The organism is Stutzerimonas stutzeri, from assembly GCF_018138085.1.
GTDB lineage: Bacteria > Pseudomonadota > Gammaproteobacteria > Pseudomonadales > Pseudomonadaceae > Stutzerimonas > Stutzerimonas stutzeri_AI.
The window spans coordinates 4,824,409-4,842,314 of record NZ_CP073105.1; the positions used below are offsets into that span (position 1 = coordinate 4,824,409).

Below are 17,906 nucleotides of genomic sequence, written 5' to 3' on the forward strand. Positions count from 1 at the left end.
ACCGAAGCTTTTCCTTTCGGCGTCAAGCTTCAAGCTGTTTCTTACAACTTGATCCAGGTCGCCTTCAGCTCGGTGTACTTGTCAAAGGCATGCAGTGACTTGTCGCGACCGTTACCCGACTGCTTGAAGCCGCCAAACGGCGCGGTCATGTCGCCACCGTCGTATTGGTTGACCCACACGCTACCCGCCCGCAGCGCCTTCGCCGTCAGGTGCGCCTTGGAAATATCCGCCGTCCACACCGCAGCGGCGAGGCCGTACGGGGTGTCGTTGGCGATGGCCACCGCTTCGGCCGCCGTGTCGAAGGTGATCACCGACAGCACCGGGCCGAAGATCTCTTCCCGCGCGATCTTCATCGCGTTGCTGACACCATCGAAGATGGTCGGCTCGACATAGAGCCCGCCGGTGTCCTGCATGGTGCGTTGGCCGCCGATCAGGACCTGGGCGCCGTCATTGCGACCGGCTTCGATGTAGCCGAGCACGGTGTCGAGCTGCTGGGTGTCGACCAGCGCACCGACGTTGGTCGCCGGGTCCAGCGGGTTGCCCGGCTTCCAGCCCTTGAGCGCCTCCACCACCATTGGCAGGAAGCGCTCCTTGACCGAGCTCTCGACCAGCAGCCGCGAGCCCGCGGTACAGACCTCGCCCTGGTTGAAGGCGATGGCGCTGGCCGCGGACTGCGCTGCGGCCTGCAGATCCGGCGCATCGGCGAAGACGATGTTCGGGCTCTTGCCGCCCGCCTCCAGCCAGACGCGCTTCATGTTCGATTCGCCGGCATAGATCATCAATTGCTTGGCGACGCGGGTAGAGCCGGTGAAGACCAGCGTGTCGACGTCCATGTGCAACGCCAGCGCCTTGCCCACGGTATGCCCGTAGCCCGGCAGCACATTGAGCACGCCTGCCGGAATGCCCGCCTCGATGGCCAGCTGCGCCACGCGAATGGCCGTGAGCGGCGACTTCTCCGACGGCTTGAGTATCACCGAGTTACCCGTGGCCAACGCCGGACCGAGTTTCCAGCAGGCCATCATCAGCGGGAAATTCCAGGGCACGATGGCCGCCACGACACCCACCGGCTCGCGGGTCACCAGACCCAGCTGATCGTGCGGCGTCGCGGCCACCTCGTCGTAGATCTTGTCGATCGCCTCGCCCGACCAGCGCAGGGCATTGGCCGATCCCGGGATATCGATATTCAGCGAATCGCTGATCGGCTTGCCCATGTCCAGGGTTTCCAGCAGCGCCAGTTCCTCGGCATTGGCCTGGATCAGGTTGGCGAAGCGGATCATGGTCGCCTTGCGCTTGGCCGGCGCCATGCGCGACCAGGCACCGGATTCGAAAGCCATGCGCGCACTGATCACGGCGCGATCGGCGTCGGCCTCGTCACAGCTCGCCACCTGCGCCAGCACGCGGCCATCGACCGGACTGATGCAATCGAAGCTGGCGCCGGCGCTCGGTGCGGTGTATTCGCCCTGGATGAAGGCCCTGCCTTCGATGCGCAGGTCACGGGCGCGCTGTTGCCAATCGGCGAGTGTCAGGGTGGTCATGGAGAATCCTCGGTAAACAGTCGACTAATCAGAAAGGCACCCTAAACCAGGGGCGCCAGGCCTATCAATATTTTTTACGCGGCGACAGGTTTCCACCTTGTTTTGTTCGTTTTATTAAACATAGACTCGCCGAAACCGCTGGCCACGCGTGAAGACCATCGTGTACCAGCATAGCCGCCAAAACAGCCCTGCCGGAGCGCGCCATGACCCACGAGTCCGTCGAACACTTCTGGATGCCTTTCACCGCCAACCGCCAGTTCAAAGGCAACCCGCGCCTGCTCGAGCGTGCCGAGGGCATGTATTACACAGACACCGACGGGCGCCAGGTGATCGACGGTACCGCGGGGTTGTGGTGCTGCAACGCCGGTCACGGCAGGCGCGAGATCACCGAAGCGGTGAGCCGGCAGATCGCCCAGCTGGACTTCGCGCCGACCTTTCAGATGGGCCACCCGCTGCCGTTCGAGCTGGCCGAGCGGCTCGCGCAGATCAGCCCGGCCGGGCTGAACCGGGTGTTCTTCACCAACTCGGGATCCGAGTCGGCCGATACCGCGCTGAAGATTGCCCTCGCCTATCAGCGGGCGATCGGCCAAGGCAGTCGCACCCGGCTCATCGGTCGCGAGCTGGCCTACCATGGCGTCGGCTTCGGCGGTATTTCGGTGGGGGGCATGGCCAACAACCGCAAGGCGTTTGGCGCGCTGTTGCCCGGGGTCGACCACCTGCCGCATACGCTCGATCTGCAACGCAACGCCTTCAGCCGCGGCTTGCCGGAGCATGGCGCCGAAAAAGCCGACGAACTGGAGCGCCTCGTCACCCTGCACGGCGCGGAGAACATCGCGGCGGTCATCGTCGAGCCGATGTCCGGCTCGGCCGGTGTGATTCTGCCGCCGCAGGGTTATCTGCAACGCCTGCGCGAGATCACCCGCAAGCACGGCATCCTGCTGATCTTCGACGAGGTGATCACCGGCTTCGGCCGTGTCGGCGAGGCCTTCGCCGCGCAGCGCTGGGGCGTCACGCCGGATATCCTCACCTGCGCCAAGGGGCTGACCAACGGCGCGATTCCGATGGGCGCGGTGTTCGTCGACGAACGCATTCATGAGGCCTTCATGCAGGGTCCGGAAAGCGCCATCGAGTTCTTCCACGGCTACACCTATTCCGGTCATCCGGTGGCCTGCGCCGCAGCGCTGGCTACGCAGGACATCTATCAGCGCGAAAACCTGTTCCAGAAAGGCATCGAGATCGAAGCCTACTGGCAGGACGCCCTGTTCAGCCTGCAAGGGCTGCCGAACGTGACGGACATTCGCACGGTCGGCCTGGTTGCCGGTATTCAGTTCGCGGCGCATGCCGACGGCGTCGGCAAACGTGGCTACGACGTGTTCCGCCAGTGCTTCGCCGACGGCCTGCTGGCGCGCGCCAGCGGCGATACCATTGCCCTGTCGCCGGCGCTGATCGTCGAACGCGAGCATATCGACGCCATGATCGAGCGCCTCGCCGACGCCATCCGCAAGGCCGCTTAACCGGAGCCCAGAAACGAAAAAACCCGCCAACAGGCGGGTTTTTCCTTCAAGGGCCGACCAATTACTTGATCTTGGCTTCCTTGTAGATCACGTGCTTACGCACGACAGGATCGTACTTCTTGATTTCGATCTTGTCGGGAGTAGTGCGCTTGTTCTTGTCGGTGGTGTAGAAGTGGCCGGTACCGGCGCTGGACACCAAACGGATCAGGTCACGCATGATAGTTCTCCTTAAACCTTTTCGCCGCGAGCGCGGAGTTCAGCCAGAACGGCGTCGATGCCGCGCTTGTCGATGACGCGCATGCCCTTGGCGGTCAGGCGCAGACGGACGAAGCGGTTTTCGGACTCGACCCAGAAGCGATGATGCTGCAGGTTCGGCAGAAAACGACGACGGGTTTTGTTGTTCGCGTGGGAAATGTTGTTCCCGGTTACCGGACCCTTACCGGTAACTTGACAGACTCTCGACATGCCTCAGCCCTCTAAAACCACATGCCCAACCCGGCATGGGTTGGCCGCTTGAATTCACTTGTCTTTCGGCGCTCAGCGCCACGTTTCATTGGGGTCTTACCGGCTACGCGGCAAGCGAAGAAACCGGGCCCCTAGAAAAGAGCGCTGCTTTATATCAGAAAGCCCCCCGAGCAACAAGCGCGGAGTGACTTTTCCCTGAGCGCACCGCTTGCGGTCGATCGCCGGTAGACCGCGCCGGGGCACCTTTGCGCGACTTTACCGTTCGTCGGCTAAAAAGTTTGCGGAATAGATGAAACGAACTTTCCGACGACGCCACCAGGAGCACCGTCGTCCAGCGACCAGGCTCCGACCGCTCCAGGCGCTTCCGGTAATGAATAGCCAAACACTGCAAACGCGCACCGACGCAAACTAGCGAATCACGATTTTACTGTGCGAAATTAAGCGTTGGATTTTTCGACTACTATGAAACAATGTTTCCCACCACAGGGCAGGACTTTCCTTCCCTCGCCACGGTTGCAAGCGCCTGCCGGGGCCGTACTGCCGGCCTCGAGGCGATCTGCTATCGTTCGCGCCCGCTGCCCACTACCGGAAAGACCGACACCATCATGAGCGACGCTGAAGACATCGAGAACCCCAAAGACCGCAAGTTCGTCGAGGCGCTGTCTCGCGGGCTGGACGTGCTGCGCGCTTTTACCCACGGTTCGGTGGTGATGGGCAATCAGGACATCGCACGGATCACCGGGCTGCCCAAACCCACCGTGTCGCGCATGACCTATACCCTGACCAAGCTTGGCTACCTCAGCTATTCCCAGCAGTTGGAAAAATATCAGCTCGACTCCGGCGTGCTGGCGCTGGGTTACGCCTACGTCTCCAATCTGCGCGTTCGCCAGCTGGCCAAGCCCTATATGGACGAGTTCGCCCGGCGCACCAACACCTCGGTCGGCCTGACCTGCCGCGACCGCCTGTCGATGATCTACGTAGAAAATTGTCGGCCTGCCGAGGTTTCGACGTTGCGCATGGATGTCGGCGTGCGCCTGCCATTGGCGACGACTTCCGCAGGCCGTGCCTTTCTCGCCGCCACTCCGGAAAAGGAGCGTGAGCACCTCATGGCCGCGCTGGAAGCCAAGTACGGCGATGAATGGCCCGCCATGAAGCAATCGCTGGAAGGCTCCTTCGACGAATTCCGCCGGCACGGCTTCTGCCTGTCGCTCGGCGACTGGGACCGCAACGTCAAGGCAGCCGGGGTACCGCTGCACCTGGCTGACGGCAGCATCATGGCGCTGACCTGTGGCGCGCCCTCGTTCCAGCTCAGCGAGGAAACGCTACGCGGCTCCCTGGCCCACCAGCTGGAAATGCTTGCCCGCGATATCGAAAGCCTGGGCGTCTGATCGCTCGCTCGGCGAGATCAGGCCGGAGCGAGATGCGCTTGGCTCAAGCCGACCGTTCAGCGCAAGGCTGACGGCCAGCCCTCGCAGTCACTGCGCTCTGACGCTCGCCCAGGCGATATCGGCAAGCAATTCGCGACAATCGGCCAGCGCGGTGCGTGAGCGCCCGGCCAGCCAGTTGCGGGCCATGTCATGACAGGGCCCGATCACCACGGCCAGGAAACAGTCGCCGGGCATTCGTCGAAAGGCGCCGCTGTCGCGGTGTCGCCGCAGGATCGTGCTGACCCGCTCGCCATGCGCCTGGTTGACCTCACGCAGCCGCTCGCCCATCTCCCCGGCCTCGACCCGGCCACGGTTGTGCAGCACGAAGCGCGCCCAGTCGGGGTTCGCCACCACCCAGTCGATGTAGCTGGTCACGAACAGCTTCACGCACGCCTCGGCATCCAGCGTCTCGATCAGCCCGCCCTCCAATAGCGCGGCGTATTCGCCGATACCTTCCAGATACAGCGCCGCAATGATCCGCTCGCGGTTGCCGAAGTGGTGGTAGAGGCTGCCGATGCTGGCGCCGGAGCGGTCGCGAATCATCTCGATGGTGGTCGCCTCGACCCCAAACTCGGTGAAACAGGCGAGCGCGGCCTGCAGGATTTCCTGTTTACGGCTACTGCGGGCCATCCAACCTCCAAGGCGAACTAGAATAATTTTCTAGAATTATCTTCTGCTGTTCGTATACTGCATTGCTCGCGACAAACCCAAAAGAGCGGAGAACAACAAGATGGCGACGATACAGGCAGAAGAGCGCTCGATCGACAACGGCAACGGCCACTTGATTTCCAGTTACTGGTACCAACCGAACGCCGCGCCGCGTGGTGCTGTGCTGATCGCACCGGCTATGGGCGTCAAGCAACGCTTCTACGCCGCGTTCGCCACCTGGCTGGCTACTCGTGGCTATCTGGTCGTCACCTTCGACTACCTCGGCATGGGCCGTTCCCGCCGCATTCCGCTGCGCCAGCTTCAGGTGGATATCCTCGACTGGGCCCGCCACGACTGCAGTGCGGTGCTCGCGGCGGTAGGTAACGCTGCTGGTGAGCTGCCGATCTACTGGGTCGGCCACAGTGTCGGTGCGCAGATCCTGCCGCTGGTGGAAGGTCATCAGCGGCTTACGAGAATCGTCACCATCGCCGCGGGCAGCGGCTACTGGCGCGAGAACAGCCCGCAGATCCGGCGCAAGGCATGGCTGCTCTGGCACGGCCTGGCGCCGACGCTCACAGCCATCGCCGGGTACTTCCCGGGGGATCGCATCGGCGCCGTTGGCGATCTGCCAGCCGGCGTCATTCGCCAATGGCGGCGCTGGTGCCTGCATCCCGACTATCTGGTCGGTGTTGAAGGCGAGCCGATACGCCAGGCCTTCGCCGCGGTCCGCACGCCGCTGACGTCGCTCTCGTTCAGCGATGACGAAATGATGTCGGCACGCAACACCGAATCGCTGCACGGCTTCTATACCAGCGCGCCAAAGACCATGCGCCGGATTACGCCTAGCGAAGTCGGCGCCGATCGCATCGGCCATTTCGGCTTCTTCCGCGATGCGTTCAAGCCAACGCTCTGGTCGGAACACCTGCTGCCGGAGCTGGAGCAGGAGCTGGAGCAGGACCACAAGGATCAGGCGGCTGCGCTGGCAACGGCGACATAACCGCTTTGGCCATCCGCAACATTCAAGTGAACCGCGATATCCGCCCTGCGTCACGCCGACATCGTAGGGTGGATCACGCTCCACCGATCCACCGCAGCAACGCGCCCTCGATCCAGCCGAGTGGATGTAAAAGGCGACATCCACCCTACCGAGCTGCGGAGCTGGAGCAGACAAGCCGTAACCAGCCGACTGCTCTCGAGCGCCGGTAAGTTAGCGGAACGCAGGACCGCGGGAACGCAAGGCTGCCCTAGTGGCTCGACCATCCTGGGCCCTTTTCGCGAGCAGCGCTCGCTCCTACAGGAGCGAGGCCTATACGCGGCGGCATGTGGGGCAGCAGCGCTGGCGGTGCGGAGATGTCAGGAAAGCAAAACCGGGCCATGGGCCCGGTTGCTGTGCTGCGGTCAGGCGATCACGCCACCTGCATCAACTTCGCGTACGCCTTCAGGTGGTGGTCATCGTCACCGAACTGGTGGGCGATCATCACCAGGCGCTTGGCGTGGTGGGCGAGGTTGTATTCCCACGTCATGCCGATGCCGCCGTGCAGCTGGATCGCCTCCTCGGCCACCTTGCGCGCAGCGCGGGCGCAGATGTATTTGGCGGCGGCGATGATGCGGCGGCGGTCGTCGTTGTCTTCACCATCGGCAAAGGTGGCGGCGAGGATCGCCATGCTGGTGGCCTGTTCCAGCTCGGTCTGCATGTCCACCATGCGATGCTGCAGGACCTGGAACTTGCCGATCGGCACGCCGAACTGCTTGCGCGTCTTCAGGTAGTCCAGGGTCAGCTTGCAGGCTTCATCCATGCTGCCCAGCGCATCGGCACACTGCGCGGCGATGGCGCGGCCCTGCTGATAACGCAGCGCCGGGAGCGCGTTGCCGACTTCGCCGAGCAGCGCATCGGCGCCGACCTGCACGTCGTCGAGGAACAGCTCGCAGCCCTTGCGCCCATCGATGGTCGGGTACACGCGACGGCTCACGCCCTGAGCACTCGGATCGATAAGGAACAGGCTGATGCCGGCCTCGTCGCGGCTGTTACCGGCAGTACGCGCGGAGATGATGATCTTCCCGGCGCTGTGCCCGCCAATCACCACAGCCTTGCGACCAGAAAGACGATAGCCGCCGTCCACCGCCTCGGCTTTGGTCTGCACGTCGTTGAGGTTGTAATGGCTCTGTGGCTCGTCGAGCGCGACCGCCAGCTGCAGCGAACCGGCCGCCACCTGGGGCAGCAGATCTTCTTTATGCGCGTCGCTGCCCAGCTGATTGAGCAACCCGCCGCCGAAGATCACCGATTGCAGGTAAGGCTCCAGCGTCAGGCCGCGCCCCAGCTCGGTCATCACCAGCATGGTTTCCACACCGCCGCCGCCAAAGCCGCCAATTTCTTCGGAGAACGGCACGGCGGTCAGGCCCAGCTCGCCCAGCTGCGCCCAGAACTCGGCGGAAAAGCCCAGCTCCGACTCGCTGAATTTCTCGCGCTGCTCGAACGGGTAGGCGTCGCGCACCAGACGCGCCGCGGTGTCTTGCAGCATTTGCTGCTCTTCAGTCAGTTTGAAGTCCATTGCGGTGCCCCCTTACAGCTCGAGAATCATCTTCGAGACGATGTTCTTCTGGATTTCGTTGGAGCCGCCGAAGATCGACAGCTTGCGCATGTTGAAGTAATCACCGGCCAGCGACGCGCTGTAGTCGGCGTGCAAGAGCTGGCCGTCGTAGTCCAGTTGCAGTTCTTCTTCGAGGAACGGCAGCGCGTAGGGGCCGATCACCTTGCGCAGCAGGCTGGTGATGGCCTGGCGGATTTCGGTGCCCTTGACCTTGAGGATCGAGGACTCGGCACCGGGCACGCCGCCCTCCTTCGCCGCGGCGAGGATGCGCAGGGTGCTCATCTCGATGGCCATCAGCTGCATTTCCACCTCCGCGACCTGGGCGCGGAACAGCGGGTCTTCGAGCATCGGCTTGCCGTCGCAGACTTCCTTCATGGCGATGCGCTTGAGGTGCGCCAGCGCCGCCTTGGAGGCGCCGATGCCGGCCAGGCCGGTGCGCTCGTGGGTCAGCAGGTACTTGGCGCAGGTCCAGCCCTGGTTTTCCTCGCCGACGAGGTTTTCCACCGGTACGCGGACGTTGTCGAAGAAGACTTCGTTGACCTCGTGGTCGCCGTCCAGGGTGATGATCGGCCGCACGCTGATGCCCGGCGTGCTCATGTCGATCAACAGGAAGCTGATGCCGCGCTGCTGCTGGGCTTCAGGGTCGGTACGCACCAGGCAGAAAATCATGTTGGCGTGCTGGCCCAACGTGGTCCAGGTCTTCTGGCCGTTGACCACATAGTGGTCGCCGTCACGCACGGCGCGGGTCTTCAGGCTGGCCAGGTCGGAGCCGGCGCCCGGCTCGGAATAGCCCTGGCACCACCAGTCTTCACCGGAAAGGATGCGCGGCAGGTAATAGTCCTTCTGCTGCTGGGTGCCGAACTTGATGATCACCGGGGCGACCATGTTGACGCCGAAGGGCACGCTGCGCGGCGCGCCAAAGGCGGCGCATTCCTCGTCGAAGATGTGCTTCTCGACCGGGCCCCAGGTGGTGCCGCCCAGCTCCACCGGCCAACCCGGCGCGTACCAGCCGCGCTTGACCAGGATCTGCTGCCAGCGCTGGTGGTCTTCCTTGGACATGTGCTTGCCGAGCTTGACCTTGGCGGCGATGTCCGCGGGCAGCTCGTTGGTGAGGAAGGCGCGCACTTCATCGCGGAAGGCGAGCTCTTCGGCCGTGTAGTTGACGTTCATGGATGGATCCTCGATGTCCGATCGGCAGATTGCAGGCGGGCGGCGCTCATTGCCCGGCCTGCCATTCGGTGAAGGTGCGGCCTTCGGCGGCCAGTTTTTCCAGCAGCGGCGCTGGCTTCCACCAGTCGCCGCAACGTGCGTGCAGCTCCTTGACCCGCGCTAGCACCTTGTCCAGGCCGACGCTGTCGGCATAGAACATCGGGCCGCCACGGAAGGCAGGGAAGCCATAGCCGTTCAGGTAAATGATGTCGATGTCGCTGGAGCGCTGGGCGATGCCTTCTTCAAGGATCTTCGCGCCCTCGTTGACCAGCGCATAAATGGTCCGCTCGATGATGTATTGCTCGTCCAGCGCCTTTCGCTCGATGCCCTTTTCCCGCGACGCAGCTTCCAGCATAGGCGCCAGCTCAGGGTTCTCCAGCGGCGTGCGGTTGCCCGGCTCGTAGCGGTAGTAGCCGGCGCCGGTCTTCTGCCCGAGCATGCCGGCGGCGCAGAGCTTGTCGGAAACGGTCGGGAAATCCAGATGCGCCGGCAGCGTCGCGCGCTGGCGCTTGCGGATCGCCTGGCCGATGTCGAGGCCGGACAGATCACGCATGGCGAAGGGGCCCATGGCCATGCCGAAGTTGCGTAGCGCGCCGTCGACCTGCTGCGGCGTGGCGCCTTCCTCCAAGAGGAATTCCGCCTCGCGGCCGTACTGGAAGACCATACGGTTGCCGACGAAGCCATCGCAGACGCCGACCACCACCGAGACCTTCTTCAATTTCTTGCCGATGGCCATGGCGGTGGCGAGCACCTCGTGGCTGGTCTTCTCGCCGCGCACCACTTCCAGCAGCCGCATCACATTGGCCGGGCTGAAGAAGTGCAGGCCCACCACGTCTTCCGGGCGCTTGGTGAAGGCGGCGATGGCGTTCAGATCTAGGGATGACGTGTTGGACGCGAGGATCGCACCGGGCTTGCACACCGCGTCCAGCTGCTCGAACACCTGCTGCTTGACGCCCATCTCTTCGAATACCGCCTCGACCACCACGTCAACGTCGGCCAGCGCAGCGTATTCGGTGACGCCTTCGACCAGCGTGAGGCGCTTTTCCATCGCGTCCTCGGTGAGACTGCCCCGTTTGACGCTGGCCGCGTAGGTATCGCGGGCCCGCTGCAAGCCGCGCTGCAGCGCTTCTTCGTTGATTTCCAGCAGCTTCACCGGCACACCGGCGTTGGCGAAGCAGAGGGCGATGCCAACGCCCATGGTGCCGCCGCCTATCACCGCAGCGGTGTTGATCGCCCGCGGCTTCACATCGGCCGGCAGATTGTTGATCTTGCTCGCCTGGCGTTCGGCGAAGAAGGAATGGATCAGCGCGCCACGTTGCGGCGAGTTCAGGCATTCGGCGAACAGCTCGCGCTCGCGCTTCAGGCCTTCGGCCAGTGGCAGCTGGGTCGCCGCTTCGACTGCCGCAATGCAGCGCAGCGGCGAGAACAGCCCGGGCATGCGCTTGGCGACTTCGGCATGCTTGGCGCGGATCAGCGCCTCGTTGTCGGCGCCTTCCAGGCCGAACGTTTGCTCGCCGCTGCGACGCGGGCCGCGGTCGGCATTGAGCAGGCGGCGCGCAAAGCCGATACCCGCCTCGGCCAGCTCGCCGTCGAACAGCTCATCGACGATGTTGTGCTCGACGGCCTCAGCCGCGCCGATCGGCGTGCCGCTGACGATCATGTCCAGCGCCTTGGCGACGCCCGCCAACCGCGGCAGCCGCTGGGTACCGCCGGCGCCGGGCAGCAGGCCCAGCTTCACTTCCGGCAGCCCGACCTTGGCATCCTTGCGGGCGATACGGTAATGGCAGCCCAGCGCGACTTCCAACCCGCCACCCAGCGCAGTGCCATGAATGACGGCGACGCTCGGCTTGCTGCCGCCCTCGATGACCTCGATCACCTCCGGCAGGCTCGGTGCCTGCGGCGGATTGCCAAACTCCTTGATGTCGGCGCCGGCAATAAAGGTATTGCCCTCGCAGACCAGCACCACGGCGCGCACCTGCGAATTCGCCTCGGCGCTCTGAAAGGCCTGCAGCAGGCCTTCGCGCACGGCATGGCCAAGTGCATTGACCGGTGGGTTGTTGACCGTGATCAGAGCGATCTCGCCCTGAAGTTCGAGCCGTACGACATCCGTCATGGCAGGCCTCCGCGTGTGAAATGATGATTGGATTTGTAATTTCACGGAACTATGTTTCGCACAGCAGAATAGTCGAGTCATTTCTGCATGTCGAGAGTGTTGCGACAATCGCTTCGATCGGCAGCTGCCACAACGCTACGTAGCGCACCGGGCATCACCTCTTCGCCCATGTTCCCCAACCAATCGACGCGTCCAGCGGGAATCACGCGCCAATTCGCGTCCGTAATGACAGCAGACCGCGGCGCGATTAGGCTGCGGCGGATCGGTTTATTGACCAGCGGGATAAGCTGCCATAAACGAAAAAGGAGCCAGTCCCGAACGGGAACTGGCTCCTTTTGGCACCGCGCGGCGTTTTACAACCCCAGGCAGAGGTACTTGATCTCCAGGTAATCCTCGATGCCGTACTTGGACCCTTCACGCCCCAGGCCGGAAGATTTCACGCCACCGAACGGTGCCACCTCGGTGGAGATCATCCCGGTGTTGATGCCGATCATCCCCGACTCGATGGCCTCGGCCACGCGGAACACGCGACCCAGGTCCCGCGCATAGAAGTACGCGGCCAGGCCGAACTCGGTGTCGTTGGCCAGGGCGATGCCCTCGGCTTCGTCTTCGAAGCGGAACAGCGGCGCCAGCGGACCGAAGGTCTCCTCCTTGGCCACCTTGGCGTTGTGCGGCACATTGACCATCAGCGTCGGCTCGAAATAGCTGCCGCCCATCTGGTGCGCCTTGCCGCCGGTGACCACTTGCGCGCCGTTGGCGACGGCATCTTCGATGTGCTCTCTGACCTTGGCCGCCGCGCGGTCGTCGATCAGCGGGCCGATGTCGGTGCCCTCTTCCAGGCCATTGCCGACTTTCAGCTTCTCCACCGCCGCCTGGAATTTCTTGGCGAACTCGTCGTAGACGCCGTTCTGCACATAGATGCGGTTGACGCAGACGCAGGTCTGGCCAGCGTTGCGGTACTTGGACTGCATGGCGCCTTTCACCGCCTCGTCGAGATCGGCATCGTCGAACACCAGGAACGGCGCGTTGCCGCCCAGCTCCAGCGAAACCTTCTTGATCCCCGGTGCGCACTGAGCCATTAGCTTGGCGCCGACTTCGGTGGAGCCGGTGAAGGTGATCTTGCGTACGGTCGGGTTGGCGGTCAGCTCGTCGCCGATGTCGCCGGCCGAACCGGTGATCACGCTGAACACGCCCTTGGGAATCCCGGCTCGCTCGGCCAGCTCGGCCAGGGCCAGCGCGGAGAACGGCGTCTGGCTCGCCGGCTTGAGCACCATGGTGCAACCGGCCGCCAACGCCGGGCCGGCCTTGCGAGTGATCATCGCCGCCGGGAAATTCCACGGCGTGATGGCGGCGGTGACACCGATCGGCTGCTTGATGACGATGATGCGCTTGTCTTTCTGATGTCCCGGAATGGTGTCGCCATAGATGCGCTTGGCCTCTTCGGCGAACCACTCGATAAAGGATGCGGCATAGGCGATCTCGCCCTTGGACTCGGCCAGCGGCTTGCCCTGCTCCAGCGTCATCAGCCGACCCAGATCGTCCTGGTTCTCCATCATCAGTTCGAACCAGCGGCGCAGCTTCTGCGAACGCTCCTTGGCGGTCAGGTCACGCCAGGCCGGCAGCGCACGCTCGGCCGCCTCGATGGCGCGACGGGTTTCGGCGGCACCCATCTTCGGCACCGTACCGAGAATCTCGTTACTGGCCGGGTTGTTGACCTTGATGGTCTGGCCGCTGTCCGCGTCCTGCCAGGCTCCGTCGATATAGGCCTGCTGGCGGAACAGCGAAGTGTCTTTGAGTTGCATGGCAGTCTCCTGAGCGCCGGCGCGATGCCGGTGAGTGGGCCGGGGCCGTCTGGCCAATAAGAGGCGATTGGTGATGGAACCGCCTGAGCTACGTCAGAGCAAGAGGCAAGCGATGGGTTCCTATTGCTCGAAGGCGTTTGAAATCCCGAACAAATGCTAGGCCTATCGCTTGATAACAGGCAACACCATGTTCGGAAAAATTAACGCACCATAGCCCAACCTGATGGCCGGCAGGCAACTCAGCGCAGTCTACAGACCATCCACCGCATAGCCGCCGAACCGCCATGGACGACCGCCGAGGACATGCGTATGATTGCGCCCCGCAACGCATCCGTAGCTCAGCTGGATAGAGTACTGCCCTCCGAAGGCAGGGGTCGTGGGTTCGAATCCCGCCGGATGCGCCATATACAAACGAAAGGCCCCAGGTGAAAACCCGGGGCCTTTTTCGTTTCGCGTCACGCCATCACGACAATCAGATCTGCACCGCGCCGATCGCCAGGGCGAAGACCAGCATGACCAGGCTCACGCCCCAGGCCCAGAAGAAGGTGAAGGCGATGTGTTTGCGCAGTTCGACGCCGGCCAGGGCGAGCGCCAGGTAGACGCTCGGGACCACCGGGCTGATGGCGAAGCCGGTGTTTTCACCGATCAGCATGGCCCGCGCGACGGCCTCCAGCGGCACACCGGCGGCCACCGAGACGTCGCGGATCACCGGTAGCAGGGCGAAGTAATAGGCGTCCGGCGAGAAGATCATGCCCAGCGGGACGCCGAAGGCACCGATGATCACGTGCAGAAACTGCGCCGAGCCGGCGGGCAGGATGTCGATCAGCGCCAGCGCCATGCCGTCGGACATCTTCGCCCCCGACAACACGCCCAGCAGCACCGCCGCGGCCATCATCACCAGCACCATCTGCAGGGCATCCGAAGCGTGGGCCTTGAGGCGCTTTGCCTGGGCATCCAGCGAAACGAAATTGAGCGGCAGCGCGATGCCCAGGCCGACCATGAAGCAGGCATACAGCGGGAAGATACCGGTGAACAGGCAGGCTAGGATCGCGCCTGTCAGGACCACGTTGAGCCAGTAGCGCAGCGTCCTGGGCGACAGCGCATGCTCACGCGGCTCCGGCTGGGTCGGCGCGAAGTCGATCGTCGCCGCAGCCCCCAGTGACACCGGCCGGTTACGCTGAGCGCGACGGGCGAGCAGCACTGCAACGATCAACATGCAGCCCAGGCCGACCAGCTGTACCGGCAGCAACCCCAGCCACAGTTCGGTGGCATCCAGCCCGGACACCGCCGCAGCGCGGGCGGTGGTGCCGCCCCATGGCACCATGTTGCCGACCCCGGCGGTGGTGCCGACCAGGCACAACAGCATCGCCGGGCTCATGTTCAGCCGCCGATACAGCGGTAGCAGCGCCGGAATGGTCAACAGAAAGGTCGCCGCCCCCACGCCATCCAGATGCACCACGGCGGTGACGAGCACCGTGACCATGGCTACCGCCAGCGGCTTGCCGCCGGTGCTGCGGATCAGCAGATTGACCAGCGGATCGAACAGGCCGCGGTCGCGCATGATGCCGAAGAACAGAATGGCGAAGAGGAACAACGCCGCGGTCGGTGCGACGGTGATCAGTCCGCTCTTGATGAACTCGCCGATCTGCTGCGGGCTGAAGCCGGCCAGCAGGCAGATGGCGACGGGGATGGTGGTGAATGCCACCACCGGGCTGATCCGGCGCAGCAGAATCAGCACGATGATGCTGAGCATCATCAGAAAGCCCAGGGTCGTGATCATGTGGTTTGCCTCGTCTTGTTTTTATAGTCGGGACCGGCGTGCATCGCCGGCACTGGGGTACGACGGGTGGCAGCGGTCAGCCAGCCGGCGGCGCGGGCAAGCGCATCGACAGCAGCAGGTAGCTCAGGCTCTTGCCGTGCCGGTCGAGCCCGGGACTTCGGTTGACGCCCCCTTCCAGCGCATCCTCCAGAACGAAGTTCAGTACCCGCAGGTTGGCGAGCTCATAGTGGCGAACGTTGCTCGGCCGCCGCGTCGCGAAGTGCTCGGCGACGCGCTCGCAGGTCAACTCGCGCTGCAGCCAGGCGTAGTGCGCGTCGTTCAGCGGAAACACCGCGATGCTGAGGATGTTGCCCTTGTCGCCGGCACGGGCGTGGGCATAGTCGGCCAGGGTGACGAATGCGCTCATCAGTACCACTCCAGGGACGTTTCGATTTCATCGCGGGGGATCAGAAAGCTTTGTGTGGTAAGGCTTTCGCTGACATGCCGACGCACCCCGCCACCGCCCGCGGGACCATTGGTGTATAGCGACTCCACTTCGCCCAGCAGCGCGTCGATCAGGTCTCGGTCCGCGTGCATGAGCCCGACGCGAACACGGACGTCCTCCAGCTCCAGCGCGTGCTCCAGGCGCTGCGCCAGATATTCGCCACGACTGTCGTTGAACAGGCTGGCGACGCCGGACAGGTCGATCCAGGGCTCGATCTGCGGTGCCAGTTGCGCGAAGCGCTGCAACAACACGTCCCGCGCCAGCCGGGCGCGAGCCAGCGCCGCGGGGCCGGCATAGGAAATCTCCCCTTCGCCAAACCAGAGGCCGCGCAGGCCGACCAGCCCTTTGAGCGTTTCTGGCTGCGGATGCCCCTGAATACCGCTGACTTCCACACGGTTCTCTCCCTGCTGGCGAACGCAGGCCGTGCCCAGGTCGAGCACCACATCGGGAGTCAGGTAGCGGCGCGGGTCGTGGACCTCATAGAGCAGCTGTTCCTTGACGGTGCGCTCGCTGACGAAGCCGCCGCTGCCGCGGGTCTTGGTGATCACCAAGCTGCCGTCTTCACCGAGTTCGACGATGGGGCAGCCGAGGTTGGCCAGATCAGGAACATCCTTGATGCCCGGATGGGCGAAATAGCCACCGGTGACCTGGGTGCAGCATTCCAGCAGATGCCCGGCGACCGTGGCGATGGCCATCTTCGTCCAGTCATCACGCGCCCAGCCGAGCCCGTGGCGGGCGGGCCCGACGGCCAGGGACGGATCGGCAACGCGTCCGCAGAGCACGATCTGCGCGCCCTGTTCGAGCGCCTGCGTGATGCCGTCGGCGCCGGTATAGATATTGATCGAAACCCGTCCTGCGCTCGGCAGATCGGCAGGCAGCCAGGGCTCCAGCGCTGCGGCGTCAGCCTGCAACAGGTCGTCGCCCAGCACGCAGGCGATGCGCGTCTCGGCGTGACGTGCGCCGAGCAACCCGCGCAGTCGCCGCGCGGCAGCCTGGGGGTTGGCCGCACCGCCGTTGGAGATGATCGGTATGCGGTGCTCGAGGCAGATTTCGAGGATCGGCTCGATGAAATCGAACAGTCGCGCGGCGTAACCCAGGGCGGGATCGGCACGCTTGCGTAGCTGCGCTTCGGCCAGGGTGCGCTCGGCCAGCAGTTCGAGCATCAGGTAGCGTTGGCCGTTGCGACCGGCCAGATCCTTGGCGAGCCGCAGCGCGGCATCGGGACGGTCATTGGCAAAGCCGGCACCACAGCCGATGTGGATGGTTCTCGTCATAGGGCGCTCCACTGCGGTTTGCCTGCATGGTGGCGCTGCGTCATTCTTCTGTGAATTCGAAAGGTGCGATCAATTGATCCACTATTTTTATAGGTAAGCCATGAACGTCTCGTTCCGTCAGTTGCGTGCATTCGTCCTGATTGCCGAGAGCAGCAGTTTCACTCGCACCGCCGAGCTGCTGCATCTGTCTCAGCCGGCGCTTAGTTACACGATCCGCAAGCTCGAAGAATCGCTCGGTCTGCAGCTGCTGGCGCGCAACACCCGAATGGTCGAGCTGACCCCGGCTGGCCGGCATTTTCTGGCGCAGGCACGGCGGATGCTGCGCGACATGGAAGATGCGGTGCGCGATGCCCGCGAGACGCTGGCGCTGACCCGCGGCAGCATTCGTCTGGGCGCGCTGCCTACCGCCGCGGCGTCATTCCTGCCGCAAGCCATTGCCGCGTTCGCTCAGCTGCATCCGGGTATCGAGGTTCACCTGCGGGACGGCCGCGCTGGCGAGATTCTCGGCTGGTTGCAGAGTGGCGAAGTCGAGGCGGGAATCACGTCGTCGCCCGCCGAGGGCCTGAGCCTGAATTTCGAGCCGCTGCTGGACGATAACCTGGTGTTGCTGGTGCAAGAGGATGCCAAGCGGCGCTCGCAATGGCAGCGCCTGCCCTATATCGCACTCACACCGGACACCAGCATCCGCCCGCTGGCCAACGCCGCGCTCAGGCACCTGGGCATGCAACCGACCCCCGTCTGGGAAGTGGCACACATGAGTTCGGTGGTGGCGCTGGTGCGTGAGGGGCTGGGGTTTTCGCTGCTCCCGGCCAGTTGCGCATCGGTGTTCAATATCGAGCGATGCACCACGGTGCCGATAGAACAACCGGCACGGCGTTCGATTGGCCTGCTGGAAACCCGCCCGGTGTCACGCTCGCCATCGCTGACCGCGTTCATGGCCTTTCTACGCGAGCAGCTGGAAGCCCGGGTTTGAGCGAGTCTAAGGGTCACGCGGCCAGCGCAGGGAAAGGCGCTCGGATGGTCATCCATTCGCTGCTCGAACCTGAATGCGCTTGCGGTCGAAGTGG

Annotated in this window: 15 protein-coding genes and 1 tRNA gene; 5 read left to right on the forward strand and 11 right to left on the reverse strand. The window is 64.1% G+C overall.

The window, feature by feature from the left end:
- Positions 1 to 41 precede the first annotated feature (41 nt).
- A complete protein-coding gene (locus tag KCX70_RS22055) occupies positions 42 to 1,535 on the reverse strand; it encodes an aldehyde dehydrogenase (protein WP_021206926.1) in 1,494 nt (497 codons plus the stop codon).
- Between the two features lie 203 nt (positions 1,536 to 1,738).
- On the opposite strand from KCX70_RS22055, the gene KCX70_RS22060 reads away from it, so the two are divergent.
- Positions 1,739 to 3,049 carry an aspartate aminotransferase family protein gene (locus tag KCX70_RS22060; protein ID WP_212618841.1) on the forward strand — a complete coding sequence of 437 codons (1,311 nt, stop codon included), beginning with the start codon at positions 1,739 to 1,741 and terminating at the stop codon, positions 3,047 to 3,049.
- A gap of 61 nt (positions 3,050 to 3,110) precedes the next feature.
- Here the strand turns inward: KCX70_RS22060 and rpmG are convergent, their stop codons facing one another.
- Both rpmG and rpmB read right to left on the reverse strand, forming a co-directional pair.
- Positions 3,111 to 3,266 (reverse strand): 50S ribosomal protein L33, encoded by a 156-nt coding sequence (rpmG, locus tag KCX70_RS22065; protein ID WP_014854577.1) that lies wholly within the window; start codon positions 3,264 to 3,266, stop codon positions 3,111 to 3,113.
- Between the two features lie 11 nt (positions 3,267 to 3,277).
- The gene (gene rpmB / locus KCX70_RS22070) at positions 3,278 to 3,514 is read right to left on the reverse strand and encodes a 50S ribosomal protein L28 (protein ID WP_019339373.1); all 237 of its coding nucleotides are present in this window, start codon (positions 3,512 to 3,514) and stop codon (positions 3,278 to 3,280) included.
- A gap of 602 nt (positions 3,515 to 4,116) precedes the next feature.
- Between rpmB and KCX70_RS22075 the strand changes: the two genes are divergently transcribed.
- Complete coding sequence (locus KCX70_RS22075) at positions 4,117 to 4,902, forward strand: IclR family transcriptional regulator (RefSeq protein WP_392604265.1); 786 nt, start codon at positions 4,117 to 4,119, stop codon at positions 4,900 to 4,902.
- Between the two features lie 87 nt (positions 4,903 to 4,989).
- Here KCX70_RS22075 and KCX70_RS22080 read toward each other — a convergent pair whose 3' ends face one another.
- Positions 4,990 to 5,571, reverse strand: coding sequence for a TetR/AcrR family transcriptional regulator (locus KCX70_RS22080; RefSeq protein ID WP_102852681.1), 582 nt, complete (start codon positions 5,569 to 5,571; stop codon positions 4,990 to 4,992).
- A gap of 100 nt (positions 5,572 to 5,671) precedes the next feature.
- On the opposite strand from KCX70_RS22080, the gene KCX70_RS22085 reads away from it, so the two are divergent.
- Complete coding sequence (locus KCX70_RS22085; protein ID WP_212618842.1) at positions 5,672 to 6,586, forward strand: alpha/beta fold hydrolase; 915 nt, start codon at positions 5,672 to 5,674, stop codon at positions 6,584 to 6,586.
- Positions 6,587 to 6,995: 409 nt separating this feature from the next.
- Here the strand turns inward: KCX70_RS22085 and KCX70_RS22090 are convergent, their stop codons facing one another.
- The 4 genes from KCX70_RS22090 to gabD form a co-directional block, all read right to left on the reverse strand.
- Positions 6,996 to 8,138 carry an acyl-CoA dehydrogenase family protein gene (locus KCX70_RS22090; protein ID WP_212618843.1) on the reverse strand — a complete coding sequence of 381 codons (1,143 nt, stop codon included), beginning with the start codon at positions 8,136 to 8,138 and terminating at the stop codon, positions 6,996 to 6,998.
- A gap of 12 nt (positions 8,139 to 8,150) precedes the next feature.
- Positions 8,151 to 9,347: an acyl-CoA dehydrogenase family protein gene (locus tag KCX70_RS22095; protein WP_212618844.1), complete on the reverse strand. Its 1,197-nt coding sequence runs from the start codon at positions 9,345 to 9,347 to the stop codon at positions 8,151 to 8,153.
- A gap of 46 nt (positions 9,348 to 9,393) precedes the next feature.
- On the reverse strand, positions 9,394 to 11,499 hold the full coding sequence (locus KCX70_RS22100; RefSeq protein ID WP_212618845.1) for a 3-hydroxyacyl-CoA dehydrogenase NAD-binding domain-containing protein: 2,106 nt from the start codon (positions 11,497 to 11,499) through the stop codon (positions 9,394 to 9,396).
- A gap of 353 nt (positions 11,500 to 11,852) precedes the next feature.
- Complete coding sequence (gene gabD, locus KCX70_RS22105; protein WP_212618846.1) at positions 11,853 to 13,301, reverse strand: NADP-dependent succinate-semialdehyde dehydrogenase; 1,449 nt, start codon at positions 13,299 to 13,301, stop codon at positions 11,853 to 11,855.
- A gap of 327 nt (positions 13,302 to 13,628) precedes the next feature.
- Between gabD and KCX70_RS22110 the strand changes: the two genes are divergently transcribed.
- A tRNA-Arg gene (locus KCX70_RS22110) sits at positions 13,629 to 13,705 on the forward strand.
- Positions 13,706 to 13,773: 68 nt separating this feature from the next.
- Here the strand turns inward: KCX70_RS22110 and KCX70_RS22115 are convergent.
- The 3 genes from KCX70_RS22115 to KCX70_RS22125 form a co-directional block, all read right to left on the reverse strand.
- Positions 13,774 to 15,081, reverse strand: coding sequence for a CitMHS family transporter (locus tag KCX70_RS22115; protein WP_212618847.1), 1,308 nt, complete (start codon positions 15,079 to 15,081; stop codon positions 13,774 to 13,776).
- A gap of 76 nt (positions 15,082 to 15,157) precedes the next feature.
- Entirely contained in the window at positions 15,158 to 15,487 is a 330-nt protein-coding gene (locus KCX70_RS22120) for an AtuA-related protein (protein ID WP_212618848.1), read from the reverse strand.
- Positions 15,487 to 16,839, reverse strand: coding sequence for an acyclic terpene utilization AtuA family protein (locus tag KCX70_RS22125; RefSeq protein WP_212618849.1), 1,353 nt, complete (start codon positions 16,837 to 16,839; stop codon positions 15,487 to 15,489). The genes KCX70_RS22120 and KCX70_RS22125 overlap by 1 nt, the downstream gene beginning before the upstream one ends.
- Positions 16,840 to 16,939: 100 nt before the next feature.
- On the opposite strand from KCX70_RS22125, the gene KCX70_RS22130 reads away from it, so the two are divergent.
- Positions 16,940 to 17,812 (forward strand): LysR family transcriptional regulator, encoded by an 873-nt coding sequence (locus KCX70_RS22130; protein ID WP_212618850.1) that lies wholly within the window; start codon positions 16,940 to 16,942, stop codon positions 17,810 to 17,812.
- Positions 17,813 to 17,906: the final 94 nt, after the last annotated feature.

Bases quoted from the DNA above. Each gene is read 5' to 3' on its own strand.
- KCX70_RS22055 (WP_021206926.1), bottom strand. From the start codon at position 1,535: ATGACCACCCTGACACTCGCCGATTGGCAACAGCGCGCCCGTGACCTG.
- KCX70_RS22060 (WP_212618841.1), top strand. From the start codon at position 1,739: ATGACCCACGAGTCCGTCGAACACTTCTGGATGCCTTTCACCGCCAAC.
- rpmG (WP_014854577.1), bottom strand. From the start codon at position 3,266: ATGCGTGACCTGATCCGTTTGGTGTCCAGCGCCGGTACCGGCCACTTC.
- rpmB (WP_019339373.1), bottom strand. From the start codon at position 3,514: ATGTCGAGAGTCTGTCAAGTTACCGGTAAGGGTCCGGTAACCGGGAAC.
- KCX70_RS22080 (WP_102852681.1), bottom strand. From the start codon at position 5,571: ATGGCCCGCAGTAGCCGTAAACAGGAAATCCTGCAGGCCGCGCTCGCC.
- KCX70_RS22085 (WP_212618842.1), top strand. From the start codon at position 5,672: ATGGCGACGATACAGGCAGAAGAGCGCTCGATCGACAACGGCAACGGC.
- KCX70_RS22090 (WP_212618843.1), bottom strand. From the start codon at position 8,138: ATGGACTTCAAACTGACTGAAGAGCAGCAAATGCTGCAAGACACCGCG.
- KCX70_RS22095 (WP_212618844.1), bottom strand. From the start codon at position 9,347: ATGAACGTCAACTACACGGCCGAAGAGCTCGCCTTCCGCGATGAAGTG.
- KCX70_RS22100 (WP_212618845.1), bottom strand. From the start codon at position 11,499: ATGACGGATGTCGTACGGCTCGAACTTCAGGGCGAGATCGCTCTGATC.
- gabD (WP_212618846.1), bottom strand. From the start codon at position 13,301: ATGCAACTCAAAGACACTTCGCTGTTCCGCCAGCAGGCCTATATCGAC.
- KCX70_RS22115 (WP_212618847.1), bottom strand. From the start codon at position 15,081: ATGATCACGACCCTGGGCTTTCTGATGATGCTCAGCATCATCGTGCTG.
- KCX70_RS22120 (WP_212618848.1), bottom strand. From the start codon at position 15,487: ATGAGCGCATTCGTCACCCTGGCCGACTATGCCCACGCCCGTGCCGGC.
- KCX70_RS22125 (WP_212618849.1), bottom strand. From the start codon at position 16,839: ATGACGAGAACCATCCACATCGGCTGTGGTGCCGGCTTTGCCAATGAC.
- KCX70_RS22130 (WP_212618850.1), top strand. From the start codon at position 16,940: ATGAACGTCTCGTTCCGTCAGTTGCGTGCATTCGTCCTGATTGCCGAG.